This window comes from Pedobacter sp. (genome assembly GCF_037719805.1).
In the GTDB taxonomy this organism is placed as follows: domain Bacteria; phylum Bacteroidota; class Bacteroidia; order Sphingobacteriales; family Sphingobacteriaceae; genus Pedobacter.
The window spans coordinates 925,521-948,871 of sequence record NZ_JBBJLZ010000002.1 but is presented as its reverse complement, the minus strand read 5'-3'; the positions used below and the strand labels follow the sequence as shown (position 1 = coordinate 948,871).

The window sequence follows — 23,351 nt, the reverse complement described above, 5'->3', positions numbered from 1 at the left end:
GTACCTAAAGACTTGACATTAAATTAATCTTGTCTTTATATCAAAACTTCACCTTTGTTATAGGTAAAGCAATTACCCCATGTAGAGTGCCAGTTGGTGGCCAGTGAATGTTCGACTCCTTCCTCTACAACACAGCGCTCAGCTGGTATATATTTGGTTAGAAAGGGGAGCATCCGGATAGAGCTCCCCTTTTTTAGTTCACTCGCCGTCTAACCAGCATCTTTTATTAAATTCGCAGCTCAATAAAGATAAATAAACAATGAACCACTGGTTAGTAAAGTCCGAACCATTTAAATATAGTTGGGATAAGTTTAATGAAGACGGACGAACCATTTGGGATGGCGTACGGAATTACCAGGCGCGTAACAATCTCAGAGAGATGAAGGAAGGCGATTTAGTGCTCTTTTACCATAGCAATGAGGGAAAGAACGTTGTTGGTATTGCCAAGGTGGTTAAAGAATCTTATCAAGATCCAACTACGGATAATGCGAATTGGTTGGTAGTAGATCTTGCTCCGGTAGAGCCACTTAAACACCCGGTTTCATTAGAACAGATCAAAGCGGAAGAAAGTCTGAAAGACATTTCACTGATCAGGCAGGGAAGGCTCTCTGTTATGTCCCTAAAGGCTGAAGAGTTTGATAAAATACTAGAAATGGGCAGCTAAAGCAACTCCTCTGGAAAGAACAAGGCTTTGAGCTCAAGCGCGTCATGAGCTTTCATTTTGCCGCTAAGTATCAGTCTCAGTTGCCGTCTTCTGAGTGCCCCGGCAAATAACTCTTTTTCTTCCTCAGTTTCTGGTACAAGCTCCGGCACCGGAATGGTCTCGTTGTTCTGACCAACCGCTACAAAAGTGTAGTAGGCTTCATTGGATTTTATGCGGTTGCCAGAAGGAATGTTCTCCGCCCAGACATCTAAGCGGACTTCTACTGAAGTATTAAAGGCCCGGGAGACCTTGGCTTCAATCGTTATCACATCGCCAAGTTTGATCGGCTGTTTGAATGATACATTGTCTACCGAAGCGGTTACAACGATTCTATTACAATGTTTTTGCGCAGAGATCGCTGCAGCAATGTCCATCCAGTGCAAAAGTCTTCCACCCATCAGGTTGTTTAAGGTGTTGGTGTCATTTGGTAACACCAATTCATTCATGATGGTAAAAGAGTGGCTCGGGTTTTTTACTTTAAGACTCATATTTTAGCGCTTCACGTTGTTAATGTTTGTAAATCCTATCAATTCTTCCCAGCGTGAGCCTGGTTTGCGGTAATAAACAAACACCTGATACGTATTCTCAGTCTCAAAAAAAGAAGCTTCAAAAATAGTTTCATCAGCCTTGCCGGTGTCTTTGTCCAGCCAAACGTATTTATAGTCGTAAAGCCCTTGTTTCAAAGTGATGTTTCCTAAAAAACGATTCTTTGTAGGATCGTAATTAAGCTTGTTGCTTTCGTTTAGGACATAATTGTTTAAACGCCCCACTACATATGCAGCTCCGTTTTTTGTAGGAGGAGGCGAATTCAAAGTAAACGACACTCCGGTGTAATCCGCATCTGTGATCGGCTCCCGGCCTTCAGTATTCCTGATGAAGAAAGCCCCGTTCTCATCAATCAAATTGCTGTACTTAGCTTTATTTGCTACCGGATCGGGAAAAAGAATAACATTGATTATTGAATCTTTGATGATGTCCTGTACATTTTCTGCTTTATAACGCAAACTTCGGATGTCAAACTTCCTGAACTCATTACCTCCCGGAAAATCATTTGTGTTTAGGTCATTGTAAACCAAAGCACCAGGTTTAATAAACGAAGGTTTAGTATTTATGACTGCCGTCAGCGGGTCTGCATTTTGCATTACAACCGCCTTCACATCAGCATATGCGTTCTGTATAGCTATCTTATGAAAGATCGTAAAGTTCAGTTTCTGATTGCTGGATCTTAAAGCTACCTGCTGACTTGGAACCACCTCAGCTGCAATGTTAACAACCTGCTCCACCACGAAGAATCTTTGAGAAATGACTGGTTTATTCAAGTTGCCATCCTCATAAACCTTCAGTAGATAATTCCCTGAGATCTTAGGTTTGATCTGCCCATTCGGTAGTTGTAGCTGATAATGGGTGAATTTTTGTAAGGTGCCAAATGAATACTTATAATTTTGAATCCTGTCTTCTGATAGACCTTCCAGATAATCCATTGAAGAAAGACGGGAGGGCTTCCAGTCAGATGTGCAATGTTCAATGGCATACCAATACACCTTACTTCCCCCATTCAGATCGTCGAACGAGAAGAGCAGTTGCTCATTGGAATTTAAAGTAATTACCGGAATCGACTGCTCTTTCTGCGTATTGAAACATGTTACCGTTTTGATGTTCGACTGATAAATTTTGTTTTCAAACACAAATTGCTGCTGTGCGGCAGCAATTTGTAAGTTCAATAGGAATAGCAGCAGGAGTCCAAAAGGCTTCATTACTTACTTTCCATGTCCATGATATCAGATGCGAGGTCTTCCCAGGTAGTCTGAGCAGTATCCAGCAGATTCTTCGCAGCGAGGTAACGTTTGTTTGCTTCTGAAAGCTTAGAGGAGTCCGAATACGTTTTTTCATCTGCTATTTCAGATTCAATCACCTTCACTTGCTTTTCAAAGTCTGAGATATCTGTCTCAATCTTTTTAAGCTGCTCATTTAGTTTCTTCAACTGTTGCTGAAGATTCGGACTGGCAGGTTTATCTTCTACTACCTTCTTAACTTCTTTATCAGGTCTTACCGGTACAGGAGTCGGGGCTGCTGGTGGTCTTTTGCTATTCCATTCTTCGTATTCAGCGTACGTACCTGGATATTCTTTAATGTCTTTATCTTCGATAAACCAGATCTTATTGGCTACATGATCAAGGAAGTACCTATCGTGGGATACGGCTATGAATGTACCTTCATACTGCGTAAGCGCTTGAATAAGGATATTCACCGATTGGATATCAAGGTGATTCGTTGGCTCATCCAGGATCAGGAAGTTGGAGTCAGTCGTTAATGATTTCGCTAAAGCAACCCTTGATTTCTCTCCTCCTGACAATACGCGGATCTTTTTGAAAACATCATCACCAGTAAACAGGAAGCAGCCTAAAATGCCACGAAGTTCAGTATCTGTATGTTTTGGAGCAAATGCCTGGAGTTCTTCTAGAATAGTATTCTCCAAATGCAGAGACTCCAACTGATGCTGAGCAAAGAATGTTGTGGTCACATTATGGCCAGTTTCGCACTTTCCTGTGAAGTCTTCAGCACCCGCAATAATTCTAAGCAGGGTAGACTTACCCTTACCATTCGCACCGATAAGTGCAATCTTATCGCCTTTTTCGATCAATCCATCAGCATTGTCTAATATTTCAATGTTCGGATAGCTTTTATAAGCATCTTCTACTTTAATTACGTGTCGGCCAGATGGTTTAGAGAACTTGAACTGGAAGTTAACCGTAGGGTTGTCGTCATCAACATCTTCCACACGCTCCATTTTATCCAGCGCTTTCATTCTGGATTGCGCCATCTTAGCTTTAGAAGCTTTCGCCCTGAAGCGTTCAATCAATCTTTCTTCCTGCTTGATCTTAGCCTGTTGGTTTTTAAATTCACCTTTCTGGATTTCACCTCTCAGGGACTTTTCTTCCAGGTAGAAACTGTAATTACCGGAATAAGGGGTAAGCTTTCCTTTGCGGGATTCAACGATCTTGTTCACTACTTTATCAAGGAAGTACCTATCATGAGATACGATTACAATCGCACCTTCAAAGCTGCCTAAATAAGTTTCCAGCCATTTGATGGAAGGTAAATCCATGTGGTTGGTTGGCTCATCCAATAAAAGGATGTCTGGTGTCTGCAAAAGGATTTTCGCCAGCATCACACGCATTCTCCATCCTCCAGAGAAAGTATTCAATGGTCTGTGTTGATCTTCAGTGCTAAATCCAAGACCTGCAAGAATCTCATTTGCCCTGTATTCTATGCTGTAACCATCTAAAGCTTCAAATTCTTGTTGCTTGTCACTTAGTTTATATAAAACGTCTTCAGAATAGTCGGTCTCAATCTTCTTTAACAATTCTTCTATTTCATCATGGAGCTGATTTTGGCGTTCAAAGGCCTCCATTGCAACATGCAAAATGCTATGGTGCGAGTCGTACGAAAGCAAATCCTGATTCAGGTAGCCTATTTTCAAGTCTTTCGACATAGAAATGCTTCCTGAAGACGGTCCGTATTCACCAACTATTATTTTTAAAAGGGTAGATTTTCCTGTTCCGTTGGCACCAATAAGTCCAACCCGATCTCCAGGTTTAATGTGCCAGTTTGCCTCGTCGTATAAAGCTCTGGAGCCTATAAGGAATGTTAAGTCGTTTATTGAAATCATGTGATTGCAAAAATACAAACAAATGTGCATTTTTGGCATTAATTAATTCCTTCGTTCCATGTACCGTCTGATTAAACCTATATTCTTCCAATTTGACCCGGAGAAAGTCCACCATTTTGTTGTGAAACGTTTAAAGTGGTTCCATGAGCACTTCCCACTGGGAGAAACGATTATAAGAAGTAGCTTCGACGTTAAGATAAAAGGATTGGAGCGAGAGGTCTTTGGCATCAAGTTTAAAAACCCTGTTGGCCTTGCTGCGGGTTTTGACAAGAACGGCGAGTACATTGAAGCATTAAGCGATATGGGATTTGGTTTTATCGAAGTTGGTACGGTAACACCATTGCCTCAGCCGGGTAACGACAAGCCAAGAATGTTCCGCTTAGAGGCTGATAAAGCCATTATCAACCGGATGGGCTTTAACAACAAAGGCGTGGATACGCTTGCCGAAAGATTAAGGCAGTTGAAAAGTAAGAATTCAGAGATCGTTATTGGCGGTAACATAGGTAAAAACAAAAATACGCCGAATGAAGATGCGGTTAGTGACTATATTAAATGTTTCGAGCGGCTTCATAAAGTTGTAGACTATTTTGTAGTGAACGTAAGTTCTCCGAACACTCCTGGTTTAAGGGCATTGCAGGAAAAAGAGCCTTTAATGGATCTACTCAACACTTTAGAGCAACGCAATCAACAGAATCCGGTTAAACGCCCGATTCTTTTAAAAATCGCTCCTGATCTTACCGATGAGCAACTTGACGACATTGTAGAAATCGTTCTTAAAACAGGCATCGCAGGAGTAATTGCTACCAATACCACGGTAGACCGGAGCGGTCTTTACTCAGAAGAAGCTCTTTTAAAGGAAACCGGCGGTTTAAGTGGGAAGCCACTAACTCAACGATCAACTGAAGTTATCAGGTATTTGTCTAACAAGTCAAATAAGGCTTTTCCAATCATTGGAGTAGGAGGGATTCATTCTCCTCAGGATGCGAAGGATAAGCTGGAAGCAGGCGCTTCACTTGTACAGTTGTACACGGGCTTCATTTATGAAGGACCGGGTTTGATTAAGGACATTTGCAAGGAATTGGTTAAGGGCTAAGGTTTTTCGTCATCCCTCCCGTCATTTAAACCGTCCCTTCCCCGCCGTCATTCTGAACTTGTTTCAGAACCTCGGAAGAGAAGTGAGATTATTTAGGGCTGGGGTACCGGCCTGCGCCGGCATAACGTTCGTGCTCCTGCATGACGTTTCGTGCTCCCGCATGACGTTTCACTCGCCCGCTTGACGAGACGATGCGGTGACCAACCACAACTTAACTACATACAAAACCTTCCGCAGGCCTTTCCCATAAAAACAAAAAGCCCTTCTACAACGTAGAAAGGCTTAATATCCTATAGAAAAAACTATGCTCTAGCTGAAAGCTGATCTAAAACAGCATTGTTTTTAGCCAACTGATCTGTTAAAGATTGTCTTGAACGGCTACCTAACTCAATGTTAGTCGCTAGTTTCAAGTTTTTCACATCTAACTTTGCGAAAGTCTTATTCCTTCTGTCTTTTCTTTTTAGTCTTGTAACTGCCATGTTAATGTTTTTTTATTTAAATATTTAAATCCTGAGGTCGAGAGCGGATTCGAACCGCTGTAGGAGGTTTTGCAGACCTCTGCCTAGCCACTCGGCCACTCGACCCTGTTAAAATTCAGGCTGCAAAAATAGTAATTATTAGTTACTATGCAATTTATTTCTGTAAATATCTGCTGATGTCCGAACAAATGATCGCAGCAGAAATAGCAACGTTTAAGGATTCAGCCGCTCCAACGCGCGGTATCGTCACCGGATCAGTGATATAAGTTCTTACTTCCTCTGTTATCCCCTGACCTTCATTTCCAAGAATTACCAAGCCTTCCTTGCCCCATTCCGTCCGATACATACTTTTTCCGTCCAGTAAGGCACCAAAAACCGGAAGCCGGTTTACAGCAAGCAATGCCCTCAGATCCTGATAACAAACCTTCACCCGTGCCAGAGAACCCATGGTTGCCTGTGCCGTTTTGGGATTGTAAACTTCCACGGTATTCAACGAGCAAACAATATGTTTAAATCCAAACCAGTCCGCAGTCCTGATAATCGTACCCATATTGCCTGGGTCCTGGATACCATCAAGAATTAAAGTAAAGGATCCTGCTAAATCCTTCGCCGACAATGTTTCCCCATCAGGAATGTGAACCAGCGCTAAAATTCCCTGCGGCGTTTGCAACGTACTAATCTTGTCCAATTCAGCGTTGTTTACTTCAAATAACTCTATATTTGCTGGCAAAACCGGGAGTAACGACTGGTAATGAGAGAGATAATAGATGCTGTGAATCTTGAATGGTGAGTTGGTAAATTCTACGATAGATTTTATACCTTCAACGATGAATATCCCACTTTCTTTACGGTACTTTTTTTGATGTAACGATTTTATAAAACTTAACTGAGACTTTGAAAGCATATCTTCCTTGTAAACAAAACACCTTTTGTCCTGCAATATTACTATTTATTCTCCTCTTTATATCGGCATGCTCCTCAACAAAATATATCGCAGACTACCAGTCTATCGTTAAAAAGGTAGAAATAGATAGTGTAAATAAATTGTTTGAAGAAGAAGCACTCAACTATATTCAGAAAGACATCAGGCCTACATCTACCATCGGGATCAACGTATTAATTTACAACATCTTCAATACTAAAGACGGTAAGTACAAAACAACAGGCATCAAACCCCTCGGTAATCCGCCACCGATCCTGGATAGTGCATTGGTAGAGATTTCAAGGGACCAGATACAGAAATTCTTAGTCAGCAAAGGTTATTTTAAAGCCAAAGTAACTTCTTCTATCGAGGTCAAAAAGCAAAAGGCCAAAGTTAGGTTTAAAGCAAACCAGGGACCTTCCTTCGCTATCAATAAAATTAGCTTCCAAATACCTGATAGTGCGACCAAAAGCACCTATTTAAACAATAAATCTGTTTTTACGCACTTCAAAGAGGGTATGCGTTATGATGATGACTCCCTGGCTTATGAAAGAGATCACATTTATCAGGTCATGAAAGAGAATGGGTATTTCGACTTCGCCAGACCTTACGTGAAGTTCGAACTGGATACCAATCTAAATGCCAGTAAGGTCAATGTGTCCCTGTTGATCGACAATCCTAAAGACAAAACTGCGCATCAAAAATACGCTATCGGAGAAACCAATCTGATCATCGCTCCAGATGCCGATGGTTTTCAAGCACCGATTGATAGCCTGCTTAACAGTGCCAGCAAAACCTCCAAAGTGTACAGGGGCCTTAAGTACACTGACTATTCCGGTAAATTTAGAAGAGGTCCTATCGCCCGCTATAATTTTTTGCAGGATTCGACAACCTACGATATCAGAAATGAAACGTTAACTTATGATCGGATGTATGAGCTTAACGTTTTTAAAAACGTTAAAATTGACTATGCAAAAGCGCAGGATAGTTCCAATAGAGTAATGCCAGTAATTCAACTGATCCCCCAAAAGATCATGAGCAACAGGGTAGAGGGAGAGGTTCCTTTTAATGGCGGTACTGTAGGTTTCACCCTGAGTAATACCTATACCAACAACAACTTGTTTAGAGGTGCGGAACGATTTGAGTTCCAGGTGAAGGGCGGACTACAATCTCGTGTTGGAAACGGAAGCGCACTTTTCAGTGACATCTATCAAAGGGATTTCTCACTGAGTGCTAACTTAAGCGTTCCACGGTTAATGCTGCCCTTTATTTCCTTGAGACCAGGGCGGCGAGGAGGTATGCCACATACTATTTTCTCTACCAGTTATGCGTATGCCTTGCAAACGGATTTCTTCCAGCGTCATGTCTTCCTCAACTCCGTAACCTACGAATTTGTGGAATCTAAGTCTAAATACCACTCAGTTACCCCATTAAATTTTGAATATAGATTGGGTAATCTAAGCAGTAACTTATCGGATAATATTATCCGGAACAATCAGTATTATGTGCGGCTCCTCAGTAGAAAAGACATCACGCTAGGGATAAAATATACCTACTCCCTGAACTCTGATAAGCTGTTAACCAATAGCGACTTCCTCTATTTTAGGGGTAATATAGATATTGCAGGTAATATGCTACAGCTTGCGTCTAAGCTTTCGGGGACTAAGCACGATCCTCAGTCGGGTGATTTTGCAGAGATATTCGGTTTGCCATTCAACCAGTATGTCCGTCCGGAGGTGGATGTAAGATGGTATAAAGGTCTCGGTGGGGAAAAGCAACTGGTTACCCGAATCAATGCAGGTGTTGGTTTCGCCTACGGAAACTCGACTGCCATGCCATTTGAAAAGTTGTTTTTCGCCGGTGGTTCCAGCGGAGTTCGTGCTTTTCAGGCAAGAACTCTCGGGCCAGGTAATTACAACAGGGGCGTCAGTATTCCTGATTCTGCTACACGAAGGTCGCTTTTTGGTATAGATCAGCTAGGTGATATGCATATCGAAGCCAACCTGGAATACAGGTATCTTCTGCTGAACAAATTCTTTGGCGCTAAACTTAAAGGCGCATTCTTTCTAGATGCTGGAAACGTATGGAACGTCTCCAGCAACAACGCCGATCCATCCACTAAATTCGACTTTTCGAAGCTAGGAAGACAGCTTGGTATCGGTACGGGCGCTGGTTTCAGATATGACGTTCAGTACTTCGTATTTCGTTTCGACGTAGGTTTAAAGCTTAAGGATCCACAGTTTCAGGGTTCAGACCAATGGGTGATCAGTAAACTCTTCAATGGTGGCAGAGATTTTAAACGCACGTATAACGCATTAAACAGCCCGATGCAGTACCGGTTTGTTCAATATAACTTTGGTATAGGAATGCCTTTCTAAAAAGCACTTTTAAGACCGTCAAATATGGTCTCAAAGAAAGTCCCAAGGCTCAAACCATTGCTATGATTGAAGTAGATGAAGATCAGGAATAGTATCACAGCTATAATCAGGAATTTCCGGAACAAGAAGGCAATCACGAAAAGTATTACTGGAAATAGTACCAGCCACATGCTATTGAAAGCGTAGGGAGTCAAGCTTCCTTCTTTTTTATAAACATAAAATAGCTTGCTATGGGTGCCCTGATCGTTCTGATGCTTGATGTAAACGAATGCTGAACTCTCTAAAGGTAGCGGTATAACAGCCACACCATCACTAAACCGTACCTCCTGGGTAAATCCACTTACACTAAACGTATAGATGCCATTAACCTTCTCAATGGGGTTGTCCAACGAATCTGCTGCAATAATAGCGAGCTTGCTATTTTTCAATAGACTCTCCTTCACAATAAAGTTATTAATGTCTGCGCTTTGCGCATAACCGTAAATCGAGGTGCTAAGTAGCAGGATCAGGAGGCGTATTGTTTTCATTCGAAGCTTTGATTTATTCTATTGATCGTTTGTTGTAGATCAGGTATCCCAAATGTAGTAAAACGCCGTTTCTTTTTATCGGGTCGTCGTAGATATTATAACTAAAGCTAATCGGCCCAACAGGAGTGTGATAAACAAGTCCAACTGTAGCCGCATATTGCCATTGCGTTAGCGGAGAAGCATGAGCGACTCCCTGAAAACCTACTTTCTCAAACTTCTCATAAGGTAAAAACGCATAGCCTTCCGCCCTGATATCCAGATGGCGCCGTATGCTGTAAACATTTTTTAAGCCCCCAGCCAGGTAACTTGTGGCCCTGAAGTTTTGCAGAAACAACGAGCGACTGTCCTGCAAGGGATAAAAAGCAGGCGCTGCCAATAAGGTAGAGTAGTAATTTGAGAATAGCGGTTGATTGGAGAAAACTGCTTCAGCAAGATACCCCAGTGAGTACTTCCGCTTATGAATAAAGTAGTTTTCATCACTTACTTTGACATTAAACCATTGTCTGTACTTGCTATCCACTACGAGTTTGTTCACCGGTACTGCTACCACAGAACTTTCCGTGGAGCCAATGCCGCCCGATTGAAAACTCTCTCTGCCCGCGTAGAAGTTAAAGCTCATCAGGAAGTTTCTTCCCCTGCTGGCATATTGTTTTCTATTAAAGTTATATTGCTCAAAAGATAGGGTGGACCGGGAGGCGTTTAAAACCGTCTTATCCAGTTGATCGCCAACAGCATACGAATTAATCGGACTGTATTTGTCGCTGTTGTTAATAAAGGACGTACCTATACTGATTCGCGTATTTCTATTCAAGGGCATGCCCAGCCTAAGGCCAATTCTTCTATCAGCCTGCTCCATGTAGGTCGGATTCGGGTTTTCTATGAAAATAGAACTTGTATTGTAGTAATCAAAGTGGTTATAAGTCAGGTCTGCGGCCAAAAATAAGGGCAGTCGGGAGGGATAATCTACCCTTCCGCTCAGTTGTACCGACTCGTAGAATCTTCCGGAAAACACATTTGTTCCAAAAGTATAGGACTTCTTATTAAGGTAATTATATTGTAGTCCCAAAAACACATTGCTGATCGGTCTGGTAGAAATATTCCCTCCAAAATCAACCGTAAAGCTCTTTTGGGGTTTCGCGACGATCTCAAAGTTGTAACTGTCAGACACCGGGTTATAACTGATCTTCGGGTATACAGTTTCAAACGTTTCGTCTGCAACCAGCTTATAATACCCTTGCTTGATATCGGCCAGGTCGAAGGTTCGCTGGTCGCGTTTAAATAAGCGCTCCACATACTTCTTCTGCTGCGCATTTACTCCAGTTACCGTTACGCCGGTAAACAAGAGGTTAGGCTTTTTGTTGTTAAAGCCATTCCTCCTTTCAATGAGTGTCTCATTTGAAACGCGCCTTGCAATCCGTTCCTTAAGTTGTGGCATCTCAGCCATCGTAGCGTCATAGCCCTGTTTGATTAGCGCTGCTACCGGGTTAAAGTTCGACACAGAGTATCCACTAAGATCTGGTTGAATATAGACGCCGTTCTTGCCAATCAAGGTGGAGTCCGATTTGGAGAGAAACATGAAGACCATCAATCGGCTCATTAGCCTGTCGTCGTTTGCCTTGGGGTATTCATTGAAGATCTTCGCGGATACATTTGCACCGATCATTACGTCAGGATTGAAGTTGGTCTTCATCACATCCGCAGGGAAGTTATTGTACAAGCCGCCATCAAAGACATACTTTTCCTCCAGCTTTATGGGTCTATAGATCAATGGAACAGTCATGGTTGCGCGAACAGCTTCCGCCAGACTTCCTTTGCTTACGGTGATGCTGGTCTGGGAGAGGACGTCGGAAACCATACATCTAAAAGGAACAAAGAGATTATCGAAATTATCCTTTGAGATTGCGGATGCCTGTGAAAACAGCTCTAGAAGCGCAAAATTTAATGGAATATCGTTGACCAGGTTGGAACGGACGTTAAGTCGCAGGTTACTGTCTACCGATAATTTTGCGGTAAGTATGGAGGGGTTAATGCTTTTCTTCTGAAAAAAGAACGAATAGTCGCTCGTATATCTTCCTCCAACCCAATCCTGAAAATCTCTACTTAAGGCAATCTGTTCGATTTGTGCAGGAGAATACCCGGCGGAGTACATAGCTCCAACGATCCCGCCCATGGAGGTTCCTGTAATATAGTCTATGGGTATATTGTTTTCTTCTAGAGCTTTTAGAATTCCGATATGCGCAATGCCTTTTGCCCCTCCTCCACTTAATACTAAACCGACTTTCTGCGCATAAGTCTGAGTCATGCTTAAGGAGAGTAGCAGGTAAAGAAAGTATCTTAGGGATCTCACATCACTAATCTAGGCTTTTTTATCGTATACAAAAAAAGCGCCGGGCCAAACTCTTCTTACTATTGTTAGTTCAATCTCATAATGGTGAAAGTTAAAACGGCAGCGTAGCTTACCCAAATAAAATAGGGAATGAAGAGCAGGCCGGCGGTTTTGTCGATCTTATAAAACACAAGGCCATTTATAACGATCATCACCAATAACGCCAAAATCTCGTAAAACGCCCCGTCAATTTGATGGGAGTAGAAGAAAAAGAAGGACCACAGTAGATTGAGCAACAATTGAATCGCATAAATCGCAACAACACGTGGCAGGTGTTCTATATGCTTTCTCTTTTGCCAAACCAAATACGAAGCAATCCCAATGATCAGAAAAAGCGTCGTCCATACTGTAGGGAAAGCCCAGTTTGGCGGTGTAAAAGAAGGTTTGTTAATGGTAAGGTACCAGGTGTTAACTGATTCCTGAGTAAGAAAACCTCCTAGTGCACCAACACTCATTGGGATAAGTATATTGATCAAGAGCGCTGGAAAGCTGAATTTCGCTGATTGCTGTGTTGTAGCCATAAATTACGATCTGTTTACCCTATAACTCCTGCGTTAAGGTAAAGTTCCGCAATATAGTAAACCAATATTATTTATAGATTTATAGAATCGGAACGGACGAGGAAACCCATTGGGGCTGTTTAAAAAAAATAACATGAGATACATCGTTGTAGTACTGTTTTTAGCCATCACATTCCCTTGCTTTTCACAGCAACAAAACCTATCAAAAGCTTCTTCTACCGAGTCATTTTTCCTTACCTCTGCAGCTTCCCACGGAGGTAAGTACAATTGGCAGATACAGAAAGTAGAGAAAGCGGGGTCTTCCGGCGAAATTATTTCGTCGAATAGTTATAAGGCAGAATCCTGGTCGCAGGGCGTTGTTCCCGGAACAGTACTCAGCAGTCTCGTGCATGACAAGACCTATCCTGATTTCTATTATGGCGACCTAAACAGGCGGTCCAACAAGATTATCCCGGATATCGCAGATGTAGGAAAGCAATTTTACCACTACTGGTACCGTACCAATTTTGAAATACCTGCAAATTTCAGCGGAAAGCGAATCTGGCTGAAACTGCACGGCATCAACTATAAAAGCGAAGTATGGTTTAATGGAAAAAAGCTCGGTAACCTGAACGGCATGTTCAATACCAGGTCTTTTGATATCACTGCGCTCGTAAGCGGCAAGTCAAACTCGCTGGCCATTAAAGTATCTCCAGTGGATGTGCCGGGCAGTAGCGGACCCAAGAATCAAAAGTCTAATGGTGCTGTTGGAGAAAATAGCAATGGTGGTAATGGTGAGATAGGAAGAAACGTTACCATGCTTATGAGCGTAGGTTGGGACTTTACGTTGCCTGATGGCGTCCGTGATCGGAACACAGGGATATGGAGAGATGTAGAAGTTTATACCACCGGAGATGTAGTTCTTGAAAACCCATTTGTACAAACCAAACTGCCATTGCCAGATACGACTTCGGCTAAGCAGACGGTCTCCGTAGAGGTTTTAAATGCTACAAACATAGTCCAGGTTGGTATTTTAAAGGGTGTTATTAAACAAACAAAAGGCACGTTTCAACAGGAATTGCGTTTACAGCCAAATGAGCGTCGAACAATCGTTTTCAGTCCTGAAGAATACACAGCTTTGCAACTGAAGAAACCAAAGCTTTGGTGGCCCATCAACAAAGGAAACCAGTCGCTATATAACCTGGAACTTAGCTTTGTGCAGGGTAGTCAGGTCAGTCATGTCAAGAATGTGAAATATGGTGTGAGGGAGATCACTTCCGATCAAAACACACCAGATAAGTCGCGCAGATTTCTCGTAAATGGTTACCCTGTATTTATCAGAGGAACAAATTGGGTGCCTGAAGCGATGCTTAGGAATTCTGTTAAAAGAACACATGCTGAACTAAAATACACGAAGCAATCCGGTTTAAATTTGTTAAGACTTTGGGGCGGTGGAATTGCAGAGTCAGATTATTTCTTTGATCAATGTGATGAACTCGGCTTTCTCGTATGGAACGAATACTGGCTCACTGGTGATACACAATTTCCGTCGGACGTTCCCTTGTACCTCGAAAACATAGAAAGTACGGTGAAAAGAATTAGAAACCATGCTTCACTGGCTTACCACGTTTCTTCAAATGAGTCAACAGAAGTTAAAGGTGCTGCGAACCTGATCAGATCATTAGATCCTTCGAGGGGATACCAAATGCAATCAGAATGCTGTGGCATTCATGATGGAAGCCCCTATAAGTACGAAAACCCGATGCAGTACTTTGAAAATACAGCATCCAAGAGAGGGAGCAGAGTAGATGGTTTCAATCCGGAGTATGGAACTCCCTGCCTTCCAACAGTAGAATCATTGAGAGAAATGATGCCGGCGAAGGACCTTTGGCCTATCAATAAGAAAGTCTGGGATTACATGGATGGCAATGGTTTTCATCAAATCACAACCAAATACACCGACGCGGTAAATCAGTTCGGAGCGTCCAGTTCAATTGAGGAGTTCGCAAAGAAGGCCCAGTTTGTTGGTGCTTTAAACTACCGGGCCATTTGGGAAGTTTGGAACTATAACAAGTTCGCTTTTGGCGACAGGTGGGCATCAGGGTTTCTGTTTTGGTACCATAATAGTCCGACAAGACAAACAGGCGGTAGGATGTATGATTGGAGCCTGGAGCCGACTGCAGCGCTTTACTACTCTCAGGACGGTCTTGAACCTCTACACGCACAGTTCGATTACTTAAAAAACACGGTTTCTGTTTACAATGACTACCGCAAGGCTTTTAAAGGATATAAGCTGACAGCGGAAGTCTATGACATTCATTCAAAACGGATCAGCACCAGGTCTAAAAACATTGACATCCCGTCTGACGGCTTAGTTAAGGATGCGTTAAGTCTGGAGTTTCCAGAAAGTATTTCTCAGGTGCACTTTATAAAGCTTATCTTGAAAGACCGCAGGGGGAAGATCATTTCTGATTCTTTTTACTGGCGATCTAGGGATAAGTATGCTGGCGCATGGACTTTAACCGGACCAGCTATTTCAGGATTTCAAAGTCTTAAAGATTTAGGAAAGACGCGGTTGAACCTTGCAACGTCTTTTGTAGGAGATGGTTTGGTAGAAGTTAAGTTGTCCAACAAATCTTCCATAATTGCGTTTTTCACTCAATTGAAGTTGCAAAACGCGGAAGGTAAGAGTATCAGTCCTGCATTCTATTCAGATAACTTTTTCAACTTATTGCCTGGTGAGTCAAAAACGGTAAGGGTAAAGTATGATGAAGACGACCTTAAAGGCAGCAGACTAAAGCTAGTTGTTGATGGCTTCAATTTAAGCCCTACGACATTTGGTCGTTAGAAAGATATTGGTCACAACCATGGAATAATACTTTATCAGTATAAGGTGATATCTTGCTGACATAAACCAAACCTTAAGCATTGTCATTTGTTTTCACAGTATATCAAAATAACTCTTATGGAAAATAGCGAAGAAAATAACTCGAAAGAGCTGCTTAATGATGATATTAAGTTCGAAAACGCAGATGTAGATCCTGGATTTTCGCCTCATGAGGAAGAGAGTGATGAATCAAAAGAAGGAGATAGTGGTGAATTGACAGGCCGTGAGGACAAGCGCGAGAACGATATTGATGCGGGTTTAAGCATCAGCGAGATGCGCGAAGGGAAGAAAGAAGGGAAGGAAGTTGAAGACTCGGATGCGCTTAATTATAAGAATGACCGTGAGAATGGCGCCTATAATCCTAAAAACATTTAAAGATCGAAAGACTTGATTAAAGCGGGTTGCCAGTGGCAACCCGCTTTTTTGCGCTTAAGGCGAAGGTAAGCCAGAAGCTTCATTAACTTTAAAAGTATGTTCCTGCCGTCTCATCGGCCTGTACTAGATTCTCCAAATGTTTACTGAAGTCTGGATCTTGCAGCGCAATACATATCCCTTTTGGATACTGTTAACAAACATGTATCTTTATTTAACGTGTACCTATCATGACAAGGAAGTTGACATTAACCGTAGAGGAGGTTGTTATTAAAAAAGCGAAGTCTTACGCCAAGCTAACAGGCAGGAGTTTATCCGAAATAGTAGAAAAGTATCTGGAAACACTCACTGAAGAACACCCTGAAATAAAACAGATTTCCCCTGAATTGAATAAGTTAGCCCGGTCGGTTAGGCTACCTGTAAACTTCGACAAGAAAAAAGAACTTGACGCTTATTTCGAAAGTAAACATTTATGAAGGATGTATTTCTAAATACGAAAATTCTAAGTTTGGATTTAAGAGAGTTGCTTTATAAATTATTAGATTTTATTGAGCTGATTTCTATTAAAGGTTAGGTGAAAATATTCGATATCTTTAATCAATGAAAATAGCGCTGGCATCTCCTTCTTTTCCAAAAAGTATTAAAGATGGATTAACTATGCTTGAAGAACTGACAAAGGAAGCTTCTGAAAAGCTGGCTGAAATTATCTGTTTTCCAGAATCTTATTTACCGGGCTATCCAGGAATGGGTTATTCGCAAGAAGACCGAACCACTGTAAGTTTGCAAAGTGCTTTAGATAAAGTCTGCGAAATTGCGGCTATGTTCTCTATTGCAATCATTGTCCCAATGGATTGGTATATCAATCAACAATTGGTCAATCTGGCATATGTTGTTTCCGGAAAGGGAGAAATATTAGGCTATCAAACAAAGAACCAGTTAGACCCTTCCGAGGATGACATTTGGGTTCCGGGTACAAACAGATCTGTGTTCGAAGTAAACGATGTAAAGTTTGGTATAACTATTTGTCATGAGGGATTTCGTTACCCTGAATCTGTAAGATGGGCAGCGCAACAAGGAGCCAAAATTGTCTTTCATCCCCATTTTAGCGGCAGTAACACAGCGGGCACACTACTTAAGGAATGGGGTGATAAAAGCAATCCTTACTATGAAAAAGCAATGATGATGAGGGCCTTGGAAAATACCATCTTCTTTGCCAGCGTTAACTACTCATCTCTCTATTCTGAATCAGCAACTTCAATTATTGACCCCATTGGCAATTGCATCCTGCATGAAGTTTATGGGAGAACCGGTGTACTCGTTGGTGATATTGATCTTAGCAAAGCGACGGGTCTGTTAGCGAAAAGGTTTAATAACTCATTGTATCATTAAATTCTATTTTGCTAAGCCTTAAAGACATCAATAAACGATACGGTAGCTATGAAGTGCTGAACTTTAGTAACTGGAATCTTGACGAAGGAATACACTGGCTAAAAGGTGGTAATGGTACCGGAAAGTCAACCTTATTCAAAATCATCTCAGGACAAATACCGTTCAAAGGTACGGTGGAATTGAATGGCACTAGCTTAAGAAAAGAACCAAAAGCATTCCGATCTAAAATCAGTTTTGCAGAAGCTGAGCCACAATACCCGCTATTTATAAAAGGAAAAGAACTGATTGAATTTTATACAGAAACCCGCAGGGCTGATCAAGAACAGGCAGATGAGCTTGCAAATTATTTCGATATGACACCGTTTCTTGATCAAGTTGTAGGAAGTTATTCCAGCGGCATGTTGAAAAAACTGTCATTGATCTGTGCTTTTGTCGGCAACGCTGAGCTCTACATTCTGGATGAACCGCTGATCACCATTGATAGTCAATCTGCAACTAAGCTTAATAAACTAATCACTGAGAAAGCCTCAAAAGGGAAGAGCTTTTTGATATCCTCCCACCAGGAAGTTAGCAGAGACCAACTTAAGGTCGATCAAGTTTATCACATTGTCGATAAGCAAATCATTCAACTCTAGATGTTGAAGCTATTGATCAACAGTTTAGCGAAAGAGTTCTATCAGCAGCATGCTGGCTATTTCATCATAGGATTTTATGTTTTGTTCGGAGTAGTGGAACCCTCACAATTAATTGGTTACCATAAAGCTTTGTTATTAGCTGCGGTTTCGTCTCCGATGGGACTTTTGGTTGTATTTACTGCCTGGATCTTATATGGCATTAAAGTTCATTTTTTCATCAAACAAAGATTGAACGGTACGACCTATAATTTTATAAAAGAAGTAGGCACTATGAGCAGACATCGGCAGATCAAGTTATGGCTGGCATTATATGGCGTATTACTTTTGCCGATCCTTATCTACGTTCTGGCTTTGGTTGGCATCAGTGTTTATAGCCACCATTTTACGAGCCTTATTTACATTATAATTGTTTTTTCCGCTCTGACCTTTTGCTTATCCTACCTATCTTATCGATCCGTAACATTCGGTTTTCTAAAGCGAGAAAGGCAGCAAATCACTTTGTTTACAAAGCTGAAAAGGCCATTCTTTAGCTGGCCATTATTCTATTTGTTAAATGAACAACCGCTAATGCTGTTGATGTGCAAAATCGTGTCGCTCGTTTTCTTCAAAAGCATACTCTGGATGTTTGCAGACGTAGGGACAGATATCCGGGTGTTGTTAGTCGCCTTACTGGCATCAGTTTTATGCCATTCAACATTGGTCTTTACCCTGTTGAAGTTTGAAATCAAGTGCTTAAGCTTTAGTAAAAGCCTGCCGATTTCGATTTACAAACGGTTAGGCTGCTGGTTATTGACTTCCGCTATTATTCTACTGCCTGAATGGATGTTTTTGATGATCGCATCGGAGTACGACTTATATTCAATTGCAAATGGATTTTTGTTTGGTCTGGCTGGATTGCTATTTCTGTTAGTCGTATTGTACGTTGTAAAACTAGACATGGATATCTATCTCCGGTGGTTGCTTTTTTTCTTCTTTATCTCAATGTGGTCAATTCTTGGGCATTATTATCTGTCATTCAGTTTGGTATTACTGGGAAGTTGCACGCTGTACTATTTGATCAATTATGATAAAGTTGACCTGAGCACAAATTAATGGGGGATTTTAGAAATTTCCCCCATTAATTAAGTAATATGTTATTGCAATGTACTTGTAAGGTCGTACTGCAACATCCTTTAAAATTAGTTTAACAGCTCATCTGTGGATGGCTTTGAAGTCCATTTATAACAGTACTATTAATAGTTAATCGTAATTGGAAAAGACTTAAAGGCACTCATATTGTGTGTCGTGTTAGTGTAAACAATTACAATGTTGTAATTGCCCGATTCCCAACTTTTACCTCCGTTTATGGCATTAGCGACAGGGGAATTATTGTCATTTGCAGCTCCAATTTTTATGTTTACAGGATAACTACTAATGTTAGGGTCTTTATTCCAAATATAAGTGGAAAAGCCCGAGACTTTAAGAAAGCTGTGTTCTCTATTGAAAATTACTATGGCTTTAGAAAAATCTAACTTTGCTGCAGTTTCAGGACGGTAATTCGCATTTTGTTTAATCAGTAAGACATATGCTACGCCATCATCTTTTATGTTAGTAATTTCGGCATTTACAAATAGGGAATCACCTTTATTAATTAGGCCGCCCTCTTTAAGTTTCTCTCCTTTAAACATTAAGTTCATATTTCGGGTAACAGTAACCTTAATGGCAGGGTCTACTGGAAGCTTATCGGGATGATAAATCCGGAAATCTTCTTTTATTTCCAGTGTGGATCCGTTTTGGTCGATTACAAGAAATATAAAGTCATACTTCCCTTCCGGTGCGTCTTTAGGGATATCAAAATGCTTGTGGACATTTGTATTTTTTGCGCCTTTGTATTGGCTCCAGGTAAGTTCAAATGTCCATGGTTGAGCGTAAGTCTCGGTATTTTTTTGCAAAATCTTCACCTGTACGCTTTCAATTTTATCACCCGCAATAATATCCGCATTTAGATGAAAATCTTTACCTTGAACACCCATTTTGTTGTTATTGTAACCAATTTCTATTAGTTCAACAGTGGGTTTGGTTGCCTCTGGTATAGGACTTTCGTCTTTTTTACAAGCTGAAAACAGGCTAATTGCCAAAAGGAAAGCTGTAGTATATTTTATAATTTTCATTCTAGATTTTAATGGTATACGTTTTTGTAATCAATGTAATAGGCTGTATCTGGTCATTGCCAAATGACAAAGCCTGAAAGGCCATGTAAGACAGCCGCTATAAATATTTGTTGTAGCATGAATTGCACGCAAGTATCAGTAGAGTTTATTCCATAAGATTAAACCAGCCCAATAGCAAGTTTTTGAAATAAAGGAGGGCCTTTGTTGGTAAGGCCTTGCAGCGTAAAAATATAAATGCCAAGAATAACTTCTGGCAGCTTTACTGTAAAAGTTCGTACTGGAGCCGTTAAAAGCTGACGTCCCGATATCAGGTATTTTTCGTGTTGATAATGTGTTAAAATTGTGCAGATTGGACACTTCTTAATTTCAGATTCAATTTCCTTTTCAGTATGCTCAACTAAACCTTCATTGTAGTGCGCATGAAATACCGGAACAGCAAAAACAAAACCCAACAGCATGACCAGTATCATAGATACTGCCTTCCAAATGCAATTTAATCTTTCTTGTTTGTTTTGCCTCACAATGCATCAAAGTTGCATAAAACAATCTGTTTCTGCAATATGGCCTTAAACTATTTAAATCAAAAGACGAATCTATCTAACTTGTCAATCGCCCTAATATCAAGGGTAGTAAAAAAAACTTCGTTTTGCTGGCCAATAATCGAACCTGTTCTAACTGTTACATCATCGTTAGCTAATTTTTCACAACTTGCAGTCCCTACAGGCCTTTACATGAGAACTGAACTGACTAATGAAATGGCCACAAAGCCACACTATCCCATACTAGACGGCCTCCGTGGTGTCGCAGCACTTATAGTTGTCACATTTCATCTGGCCGAACCTTTTTCAACAAGTAACCTGGATAAATTCGTAAATCACGGCTACCTGGCTGTCGACTTCTTTTTTCTACTATCAGGCTTCGTGATCGGCTATGCTTACGACGATCGCTGGACTAAAACCACTGTTGGCAATTTTTTCAAACGCCGCATTGAACGTCTCCAGCCAATGGTCGTGTTAGGTATGACCCTTGGAGCCATTGGATTTTATTATACTGATTCTACGTTATGGCCACTCATTCATACTGTTCCCATCTGGAAGATGATACTGGTGATGCTGATCGGTTATACCATTCTTCCAGTACCATTATCGTTGGATATACGTGGCTGGCAAGAGATGCATCCCCTGAACAGCGTGGGATGGTCATTGTTCTTTGAGTACATTGCAAACATTCTTTATGCCGTTTGGATCAGGAAATTTTCTACTATGGCATTAAGTATTTTAGTCGGTATTGCTGCTATCGCACTTGCACATCTGGCAATTTCCAATGGAGACGTAAGTGGTGGCTGGACGCTGAATGTGGAACAGGTACGCATTGGGTTTACACGTACCATGTACCCTTTCTTTGCTGGTCTGTTACTTTCACGTCTAGCAAAGCCTACTCAAATCAAGAATGCTTTTTTATGGTGCAGTCTCTTAGTGGCTATAGTGCTTTATATGCCACGGATTGGTGGTGGAGACCTTCTTTGGTTGAACGGTATCTATGACGCTGTCTGCATCATTATCGTATTCCCGCTTATTGTTTACCTTGGCGCCAGTGGCGTGATGCAAACCAAACGGGAAAACAGGCTTTGCAAATTCTTAGGTGATATCTCGTATCCGCTATACATGGTACATTATCCGCTGGTTTACTTTTATGTGGCCTGGATCAGTAACAACAAAGGAATGACGATTACCGATGCATTGCCTTATGCAGTCACCATTTTTATAGGTTCAATCGTTCTGGCTTATGTTGCATTAAAATGGTATGATGAGCCGGTCCGCAAATGGTTACGAAAAAAGCTGGCCTAGGTTTCGACAGCTCCGGGACTGATCCACGGGTTATTATTGTAATGGAAAATAGTGTCCGAATGGGCTTGATGGTCGCTATGAAGCCTTCAAAATTGTTCCTTGAGTACTATTATTTTTTTATTTCTTAATAAAGTTTCTGTAACGAATCTGTTTTTTCATGGTAAATTATTCTGTAAGTTTGAGTAAACCAGTACTCCATGCTTAAATTCCATAAATTAGTTTTCTCTATGCTTCTTGCAACTGCATTCTTAAGCTGTAAGAAAAGCAGTTCCAATTCCCCTCTAGAGCCTATAGACCCGGTTGTCGTAACTCCCTTCGTCTCCGCTACAGCAGCAGGATCCTTAACGAAAGTAGAAATGCAGCAACAGGCCAGTTTAATGGGATTTGGAACGGCATTGAATCCCTTAATAAATTATTCCACAGACTTCTTTAAGATTGTTTACAGGACAACTTATCAGGGAAAAGTAATAGAGGTCTCAGGATTGATTGGATTGCCAAAAAATGGTCCTGCAAACCCTTCCATAATCAGCGGTCAGCATGAAACACGTTTCCTAAAGAGTTCCGCGCCTTCTCGTTTTTCCACAAATACTTCTACTGGGTATGAACTGCTTGCTGCTATGGGTTATGTAGTTGTGATACCAGATTATATTGGGTTTGGAAGCTCTGAGAGTGCTTTTCATCCGTATTATATAAAAGAAGCCACAGCCGCTGCGGTTGTAGATATGATTAAGGCTTCAAAGGAATATCTTGAAAGTAAGAAATTTACAACCAGCAGCAGGTTATTTTTGGTCGGATATTCTGAAGGTGGTTATGCCACTTTAGCTGCACAGCATGAGATTGAAACCAATCCAGCCCTTGGGTTAACCCTCACTGCCGCTGCAGCCGGTGCCGGCGCCTTTGACCTCAGTACAATGCTCACTGAAGTTGCAAAAAGCGAACAGTCGATGGGCGCTGCTTACCTCACCTATCTATTGATGGCATACAATACCCATTACGGTTGGAACCGGTCACTTAACACTATTTTCAGCGAGCCTTATGCAGCGGCAATTCCGAATTTATATAAGGGCGATATCGATGGTCCGGCCATCAACTCAAAACTTACTGTAAACCTCAAGACCCTGTTTACACCTACTTTTAGTGCTGATTTAATTACTACAGGGAAAGAAGCAGTGCTGAAAACGGCATTGAGGACAAATAGTTTTTTTGACTGGTACCCTAAAAGCCTCACCCGTTTATATCATGGTACGGAAGATGAAATTGTGCCTTACAAAAGTAGCCAAACCACCTATGATGCGTTTATTGCTGCTGGAGCAACCAAAGTAACACTCACGCCGGTTCGTGGTACACACGTTACAGCAGCCAGCAGTATGATGGTGGATGTGTTGCCATGGATCATGTCTATCGATAAATAGG

General features: G+C 41.3%; 21 protein-coding genes and 1 tRNA gene. 11 read left to right on the top strand and 11 right to left on the bottom strand.

From position 1 onward, the window contains the following. The first annotated feature begins 259 nt into the window (after positions 1-259). Complete coding sequence (locus tag WKF66_RS09155; protein WP_489674128.1) at positions 260-664, top strand: EVE domain-containing protein; 405 nt, start codon at positions 260-262, stop codon at positions 662-664. On the opposite strand, the gene WKF66_RS09150 is transcribed toward WKF66_RS09155, so the two are convergent. Genes WKF66_RS09150 through WKF66_RS09140 form a run of 3 tightly spaced genes read right to left on the bottom strand, consistent with a single transcriptional unit; the run spans position 661 to position 4,373 of the window. Next, positions 661-1,191, bottom strand: a complete 531-nt coding sequence (locus tag WKF66_RS09150) for an acyl-CoA thioesterase (RefSeq protein ID WP_489674127.1) — start codon at positions 1,189-1,191, stop codon at positions 661-663. The genes WKF66_RS09155 and WKF66_RS09150 overlap by 4 nt on opposite strands. 3 nt (positions 1,192-1,194) lie before the next feature. Continuing rightward, the gene (locus tag WKF66_RS09145; protein WP_489674126.1) at positions 1,195-2,457 is read right to left on the bottom strand and encodes a type IX secretion system plug protein; all 1,263 of its coding nucleotides are present in this window, start codon (positions 2,455-2,457) and stop codon (positions 1,195-1,197) included. Next, positions 2,457-4,373: an ABC-F family ATP-binding cassette domain-containing protein gene (locus WKF66_RS09140; protein WP_489674124.1), complete on the bottom strand. Its 1,917-nt coding sequence runs from the start codon at positions 4,371-4,373 to the stop codon at positions 2,457-2,459. Before WKF66_RS09140 ends, WKF66_RS09145 begins: the two co-directional genes overlap by 1 nt. Positions 4,374-4,431: 58 nt before the next feature. Between WKF66_RS09140 and WKF66_RS09135 the strand changes: the two genes are divergently transcribed. After that, positions 4,432-5,466: a quinone-dependent dihydroorotate dehydrogenase gene (locus WKF66_RS09135; RefSeq protein WP_489674123.1), complete on the top strand. Its 1,035-nt coding sequence runs from the start codon at positions 4,432-4,434 to the stop codon at positions 5,464-5,466. A 302-nt stretch (positions 5,467-5,768) separates the two neighbouring features. On the opposite strand, the gene WKF66_RS09130 is transcribed toward WKF66_RS09135, so the two are convergent. From WKF66_RS09130 to WKF66_RS09120, 3 genes are all read right to left on the bottom strand, one after another. Continuing rightward, positions 5,769-5,945 (bottom strand): spore protein, encoded by a 177-nt coding sequence (locus tag WKF66_RS09130; RefSeq protein WP_489674122.1) that lies wholly within the window; start codon positions 5,943-5,945, stop codon positions 5,769-5,771. 34 nt (positions 5,946-5,979) lie between these two features. Further along, positions 5,980-6,050, bottom strand: a tRNA-Cys gene (locus WKF66_RS09125). 49 nt (positions 6,051-6,099) lie between these two features. After that, positions 6,100-6,849 carry a TrmH family RNA methyltransferase gene (locus WKF66_RS09120; protein WP_489674120.1) on the bottom strand — a complete coding sequence of 250 codons (750 nt, stop codon included), beginning with the start codon at positions 6,847-6,849 and terminating at the stop codon, positions 6,100-6,102. Between WKF66_RS09120 and tamL the strand changes: the two genes are divergently transcribed. After that, positions 6,840-9,245 (top strand): translocation and assembly module lipoprotein TamL, encoded by a 2,406-nt coding sequence (gene tamL / locus WKF66_RS09115; protein WP_489674119.1) that lies wholly within the window; start codon positions 6,840-6,842, stop codon positions 9,243-9,245. The genes WKF66_RS09120 and tamL overlap by 10 nt on opposite strands. Here the strand turns inward: tamL and WKF66_RS09110 are convergent. The 3 genes from WKF66_RS09110 to WKF66_RS09100 all read right to left on the bottom strand — a co-directional run bounded on the left by WKF66_RS09110 (position 9,242) and on the right by WKF66_RS09100 (position 12,679). Next, a complete protein-coding gene (locus tag WKF66_RS09110) occupies positions 9,242-9,772 on the bottom strand; it encodes a hypothetical protein (RefSeq protein ID WP_489674118.1) in 531 nt (176 codons plus the stop codon). The two genes, tamL and WKF66_RS09110, sit on opposite strands and share 4 nt — an antisense overlap. A gap of 13 nt (positions 9,773-9,785) precedes the next feature. After that, complete coding sequence (locus WKF66_RS09105; RefSeq protein WP_489674117.1) at positions 9,786-12,119, bottom strand: patatin-like phospholipase family protein; 2,334 nt, start codon at positions 12,117-12,119, stop codon at positions 9,786-9,788. A 65-nt stretch (positions 12,120-12,184) separates the two neighbouring features. After that, positions 12,185-12,679, bottom strand: a complete 495-nt coding sequence (locus tag WKF66_RS09100) for a TspO/MBR family protein (RefSeq protein ID WP_489674116.1) — start codon at positions 12,677-12,679, stop codon at positions 12,185-12,187. A 133-nt stretch (positions 12,680-12,812) separates the two neighbouring features. Here WKF66_RS09100 and WKF66_RS09095 point away from each other — a divergent pair, with 133 nt between their 5' ends. The 6 genes from WKF66_RS09095 (at position 12,813) to WKF66_RS09070 (ending at position 19,033) form a co-directional block, all read left to right on the top strand. Then, positions 12,813-15,506 (top strand): glycoside hydrolase family 2 protein, encoded by a 2,694-nt coding sequence (locus WKF66_RS09095; RefSeq protein WP_489674115.1) that lies wholly within the window; start codon positions 12,813-12,815, stop codon positions 15,504-15,506. Positions 15,507-15,623: 117 nt separating this feature from the next. Next, positions 15,624-15,920, top strand: a complete 297-nt coding sequence (locus WKF66_RS09090; protein ID WP_489674114.1) for a hypothetical protein — start codon at positions 15,624-15,626, stop codon at positions 15,918-15,920. 227 nt (positions 15,921-16,147) lie between these two features. Then, on the top strand, positions 16,148-16,393 hold the full coding sequence (locus WKF66_RS09085) for a DUF6364 family protein (protein WP_489674113.1): 246 nt from the start codon (positions 16,148-16,150) through the stop codon (positions 16,391-16,393). 124 nt (positions 16,394-16,517) lie between these two features. After that, a complete protein-coding gene (locus WKF66_RS09080) occupies positions 16,518-17,306 on the top strand; it encodes a carbon-nitrogen hydrolase family protein (protein WP_489674112.1) in 789 nt (262 codons plus the stop codon). Positions 17,307-17,314: 8 nt separating this feature from the next. Then, on the top strand, positions 17,315-17,941 hold the full coding sequence (locus WKF66_RS09075; protein WP_489674111.1) for an ATP-binding cassette domain-containing protein: 627 nt from the start codon (positions 17,315-17,317) through the stop codon (positions 17,939-17,941). Further along, entirely contained in the window at positions 17,942-19,033 is a 1,092-nt protein-coding gene (locus tag WKF66_RS09070) for a hypothetical protein (RefSeq protein ID WP_489674110.1), read from the top strand. A gap of 140 nt (positions 19,034-19,173) precedes the next feature. Here the strand turns inward: WKF66_RS09070 and WKF66_RS09065 are convergent, their stop codons facing one another. Both WKF66_RS09065 and WKF66_RS09060 read right to left on the bottom strand, forming a co-directional pair. Further along, positions 19,174-20,091, bottom strand: a complete 918-nt coding sequence (locus WKF66_RS09065; RefSeq protein WP_489674109.1) for a DUF4625 domain-containing protein — start codon at positions 20,089-20,091, stop codon at positions 19,174-19,176. A 158-nt stretch (positions 20,092-20,249) separates the two neighbouring features. Then, a complete protein-coding gene (locus WKF66_RS09060) occupies positions 20,250-20,612 on the bottom strand; it encodes a hypothetical protein (RefSeq protein WP_489674108.1) in 363 nt (120 codons plus the stop codon). 210 nt (positions 20,613-20,822) lie between these two features. On the opposite strand from WKF66_RS09060, the gene WKF66_RS09055 reads away from it, so the two are divergent. Together WKF66_RS09055 and WKF66_RS09050 are read left to right on the top strand one after the other, a co-directional pair. Continuing rightward, positions 20,823-21,938 carry an acyltransferase family protein gene (locus WKF66_RS09055; protein WP_489674107.1) on the top strand — a complete coding sequence of 372 codons (1,116 nt, stop codon included), beginning with the start codon at positions 20,823-20,825 and terminating at the stop codon, positions 21,936-21,938. A gap of 197 nt (positions 21,939-22,135) precedes the next feature. Beyond that, positions 22,136-23,350 (top strand): alpha/beta hydrolase, encoded by a 1,215-nt coding sequence (locus tag WKF66_RS09050; RefSeq protein WP_489674106.1) that lies wholly within the window; start codon positions 22,136-22,138, stop codon positions 23,348-23,350. The last annotated feature ends 1 nt before the right edge of the window (position 23,351 follow it).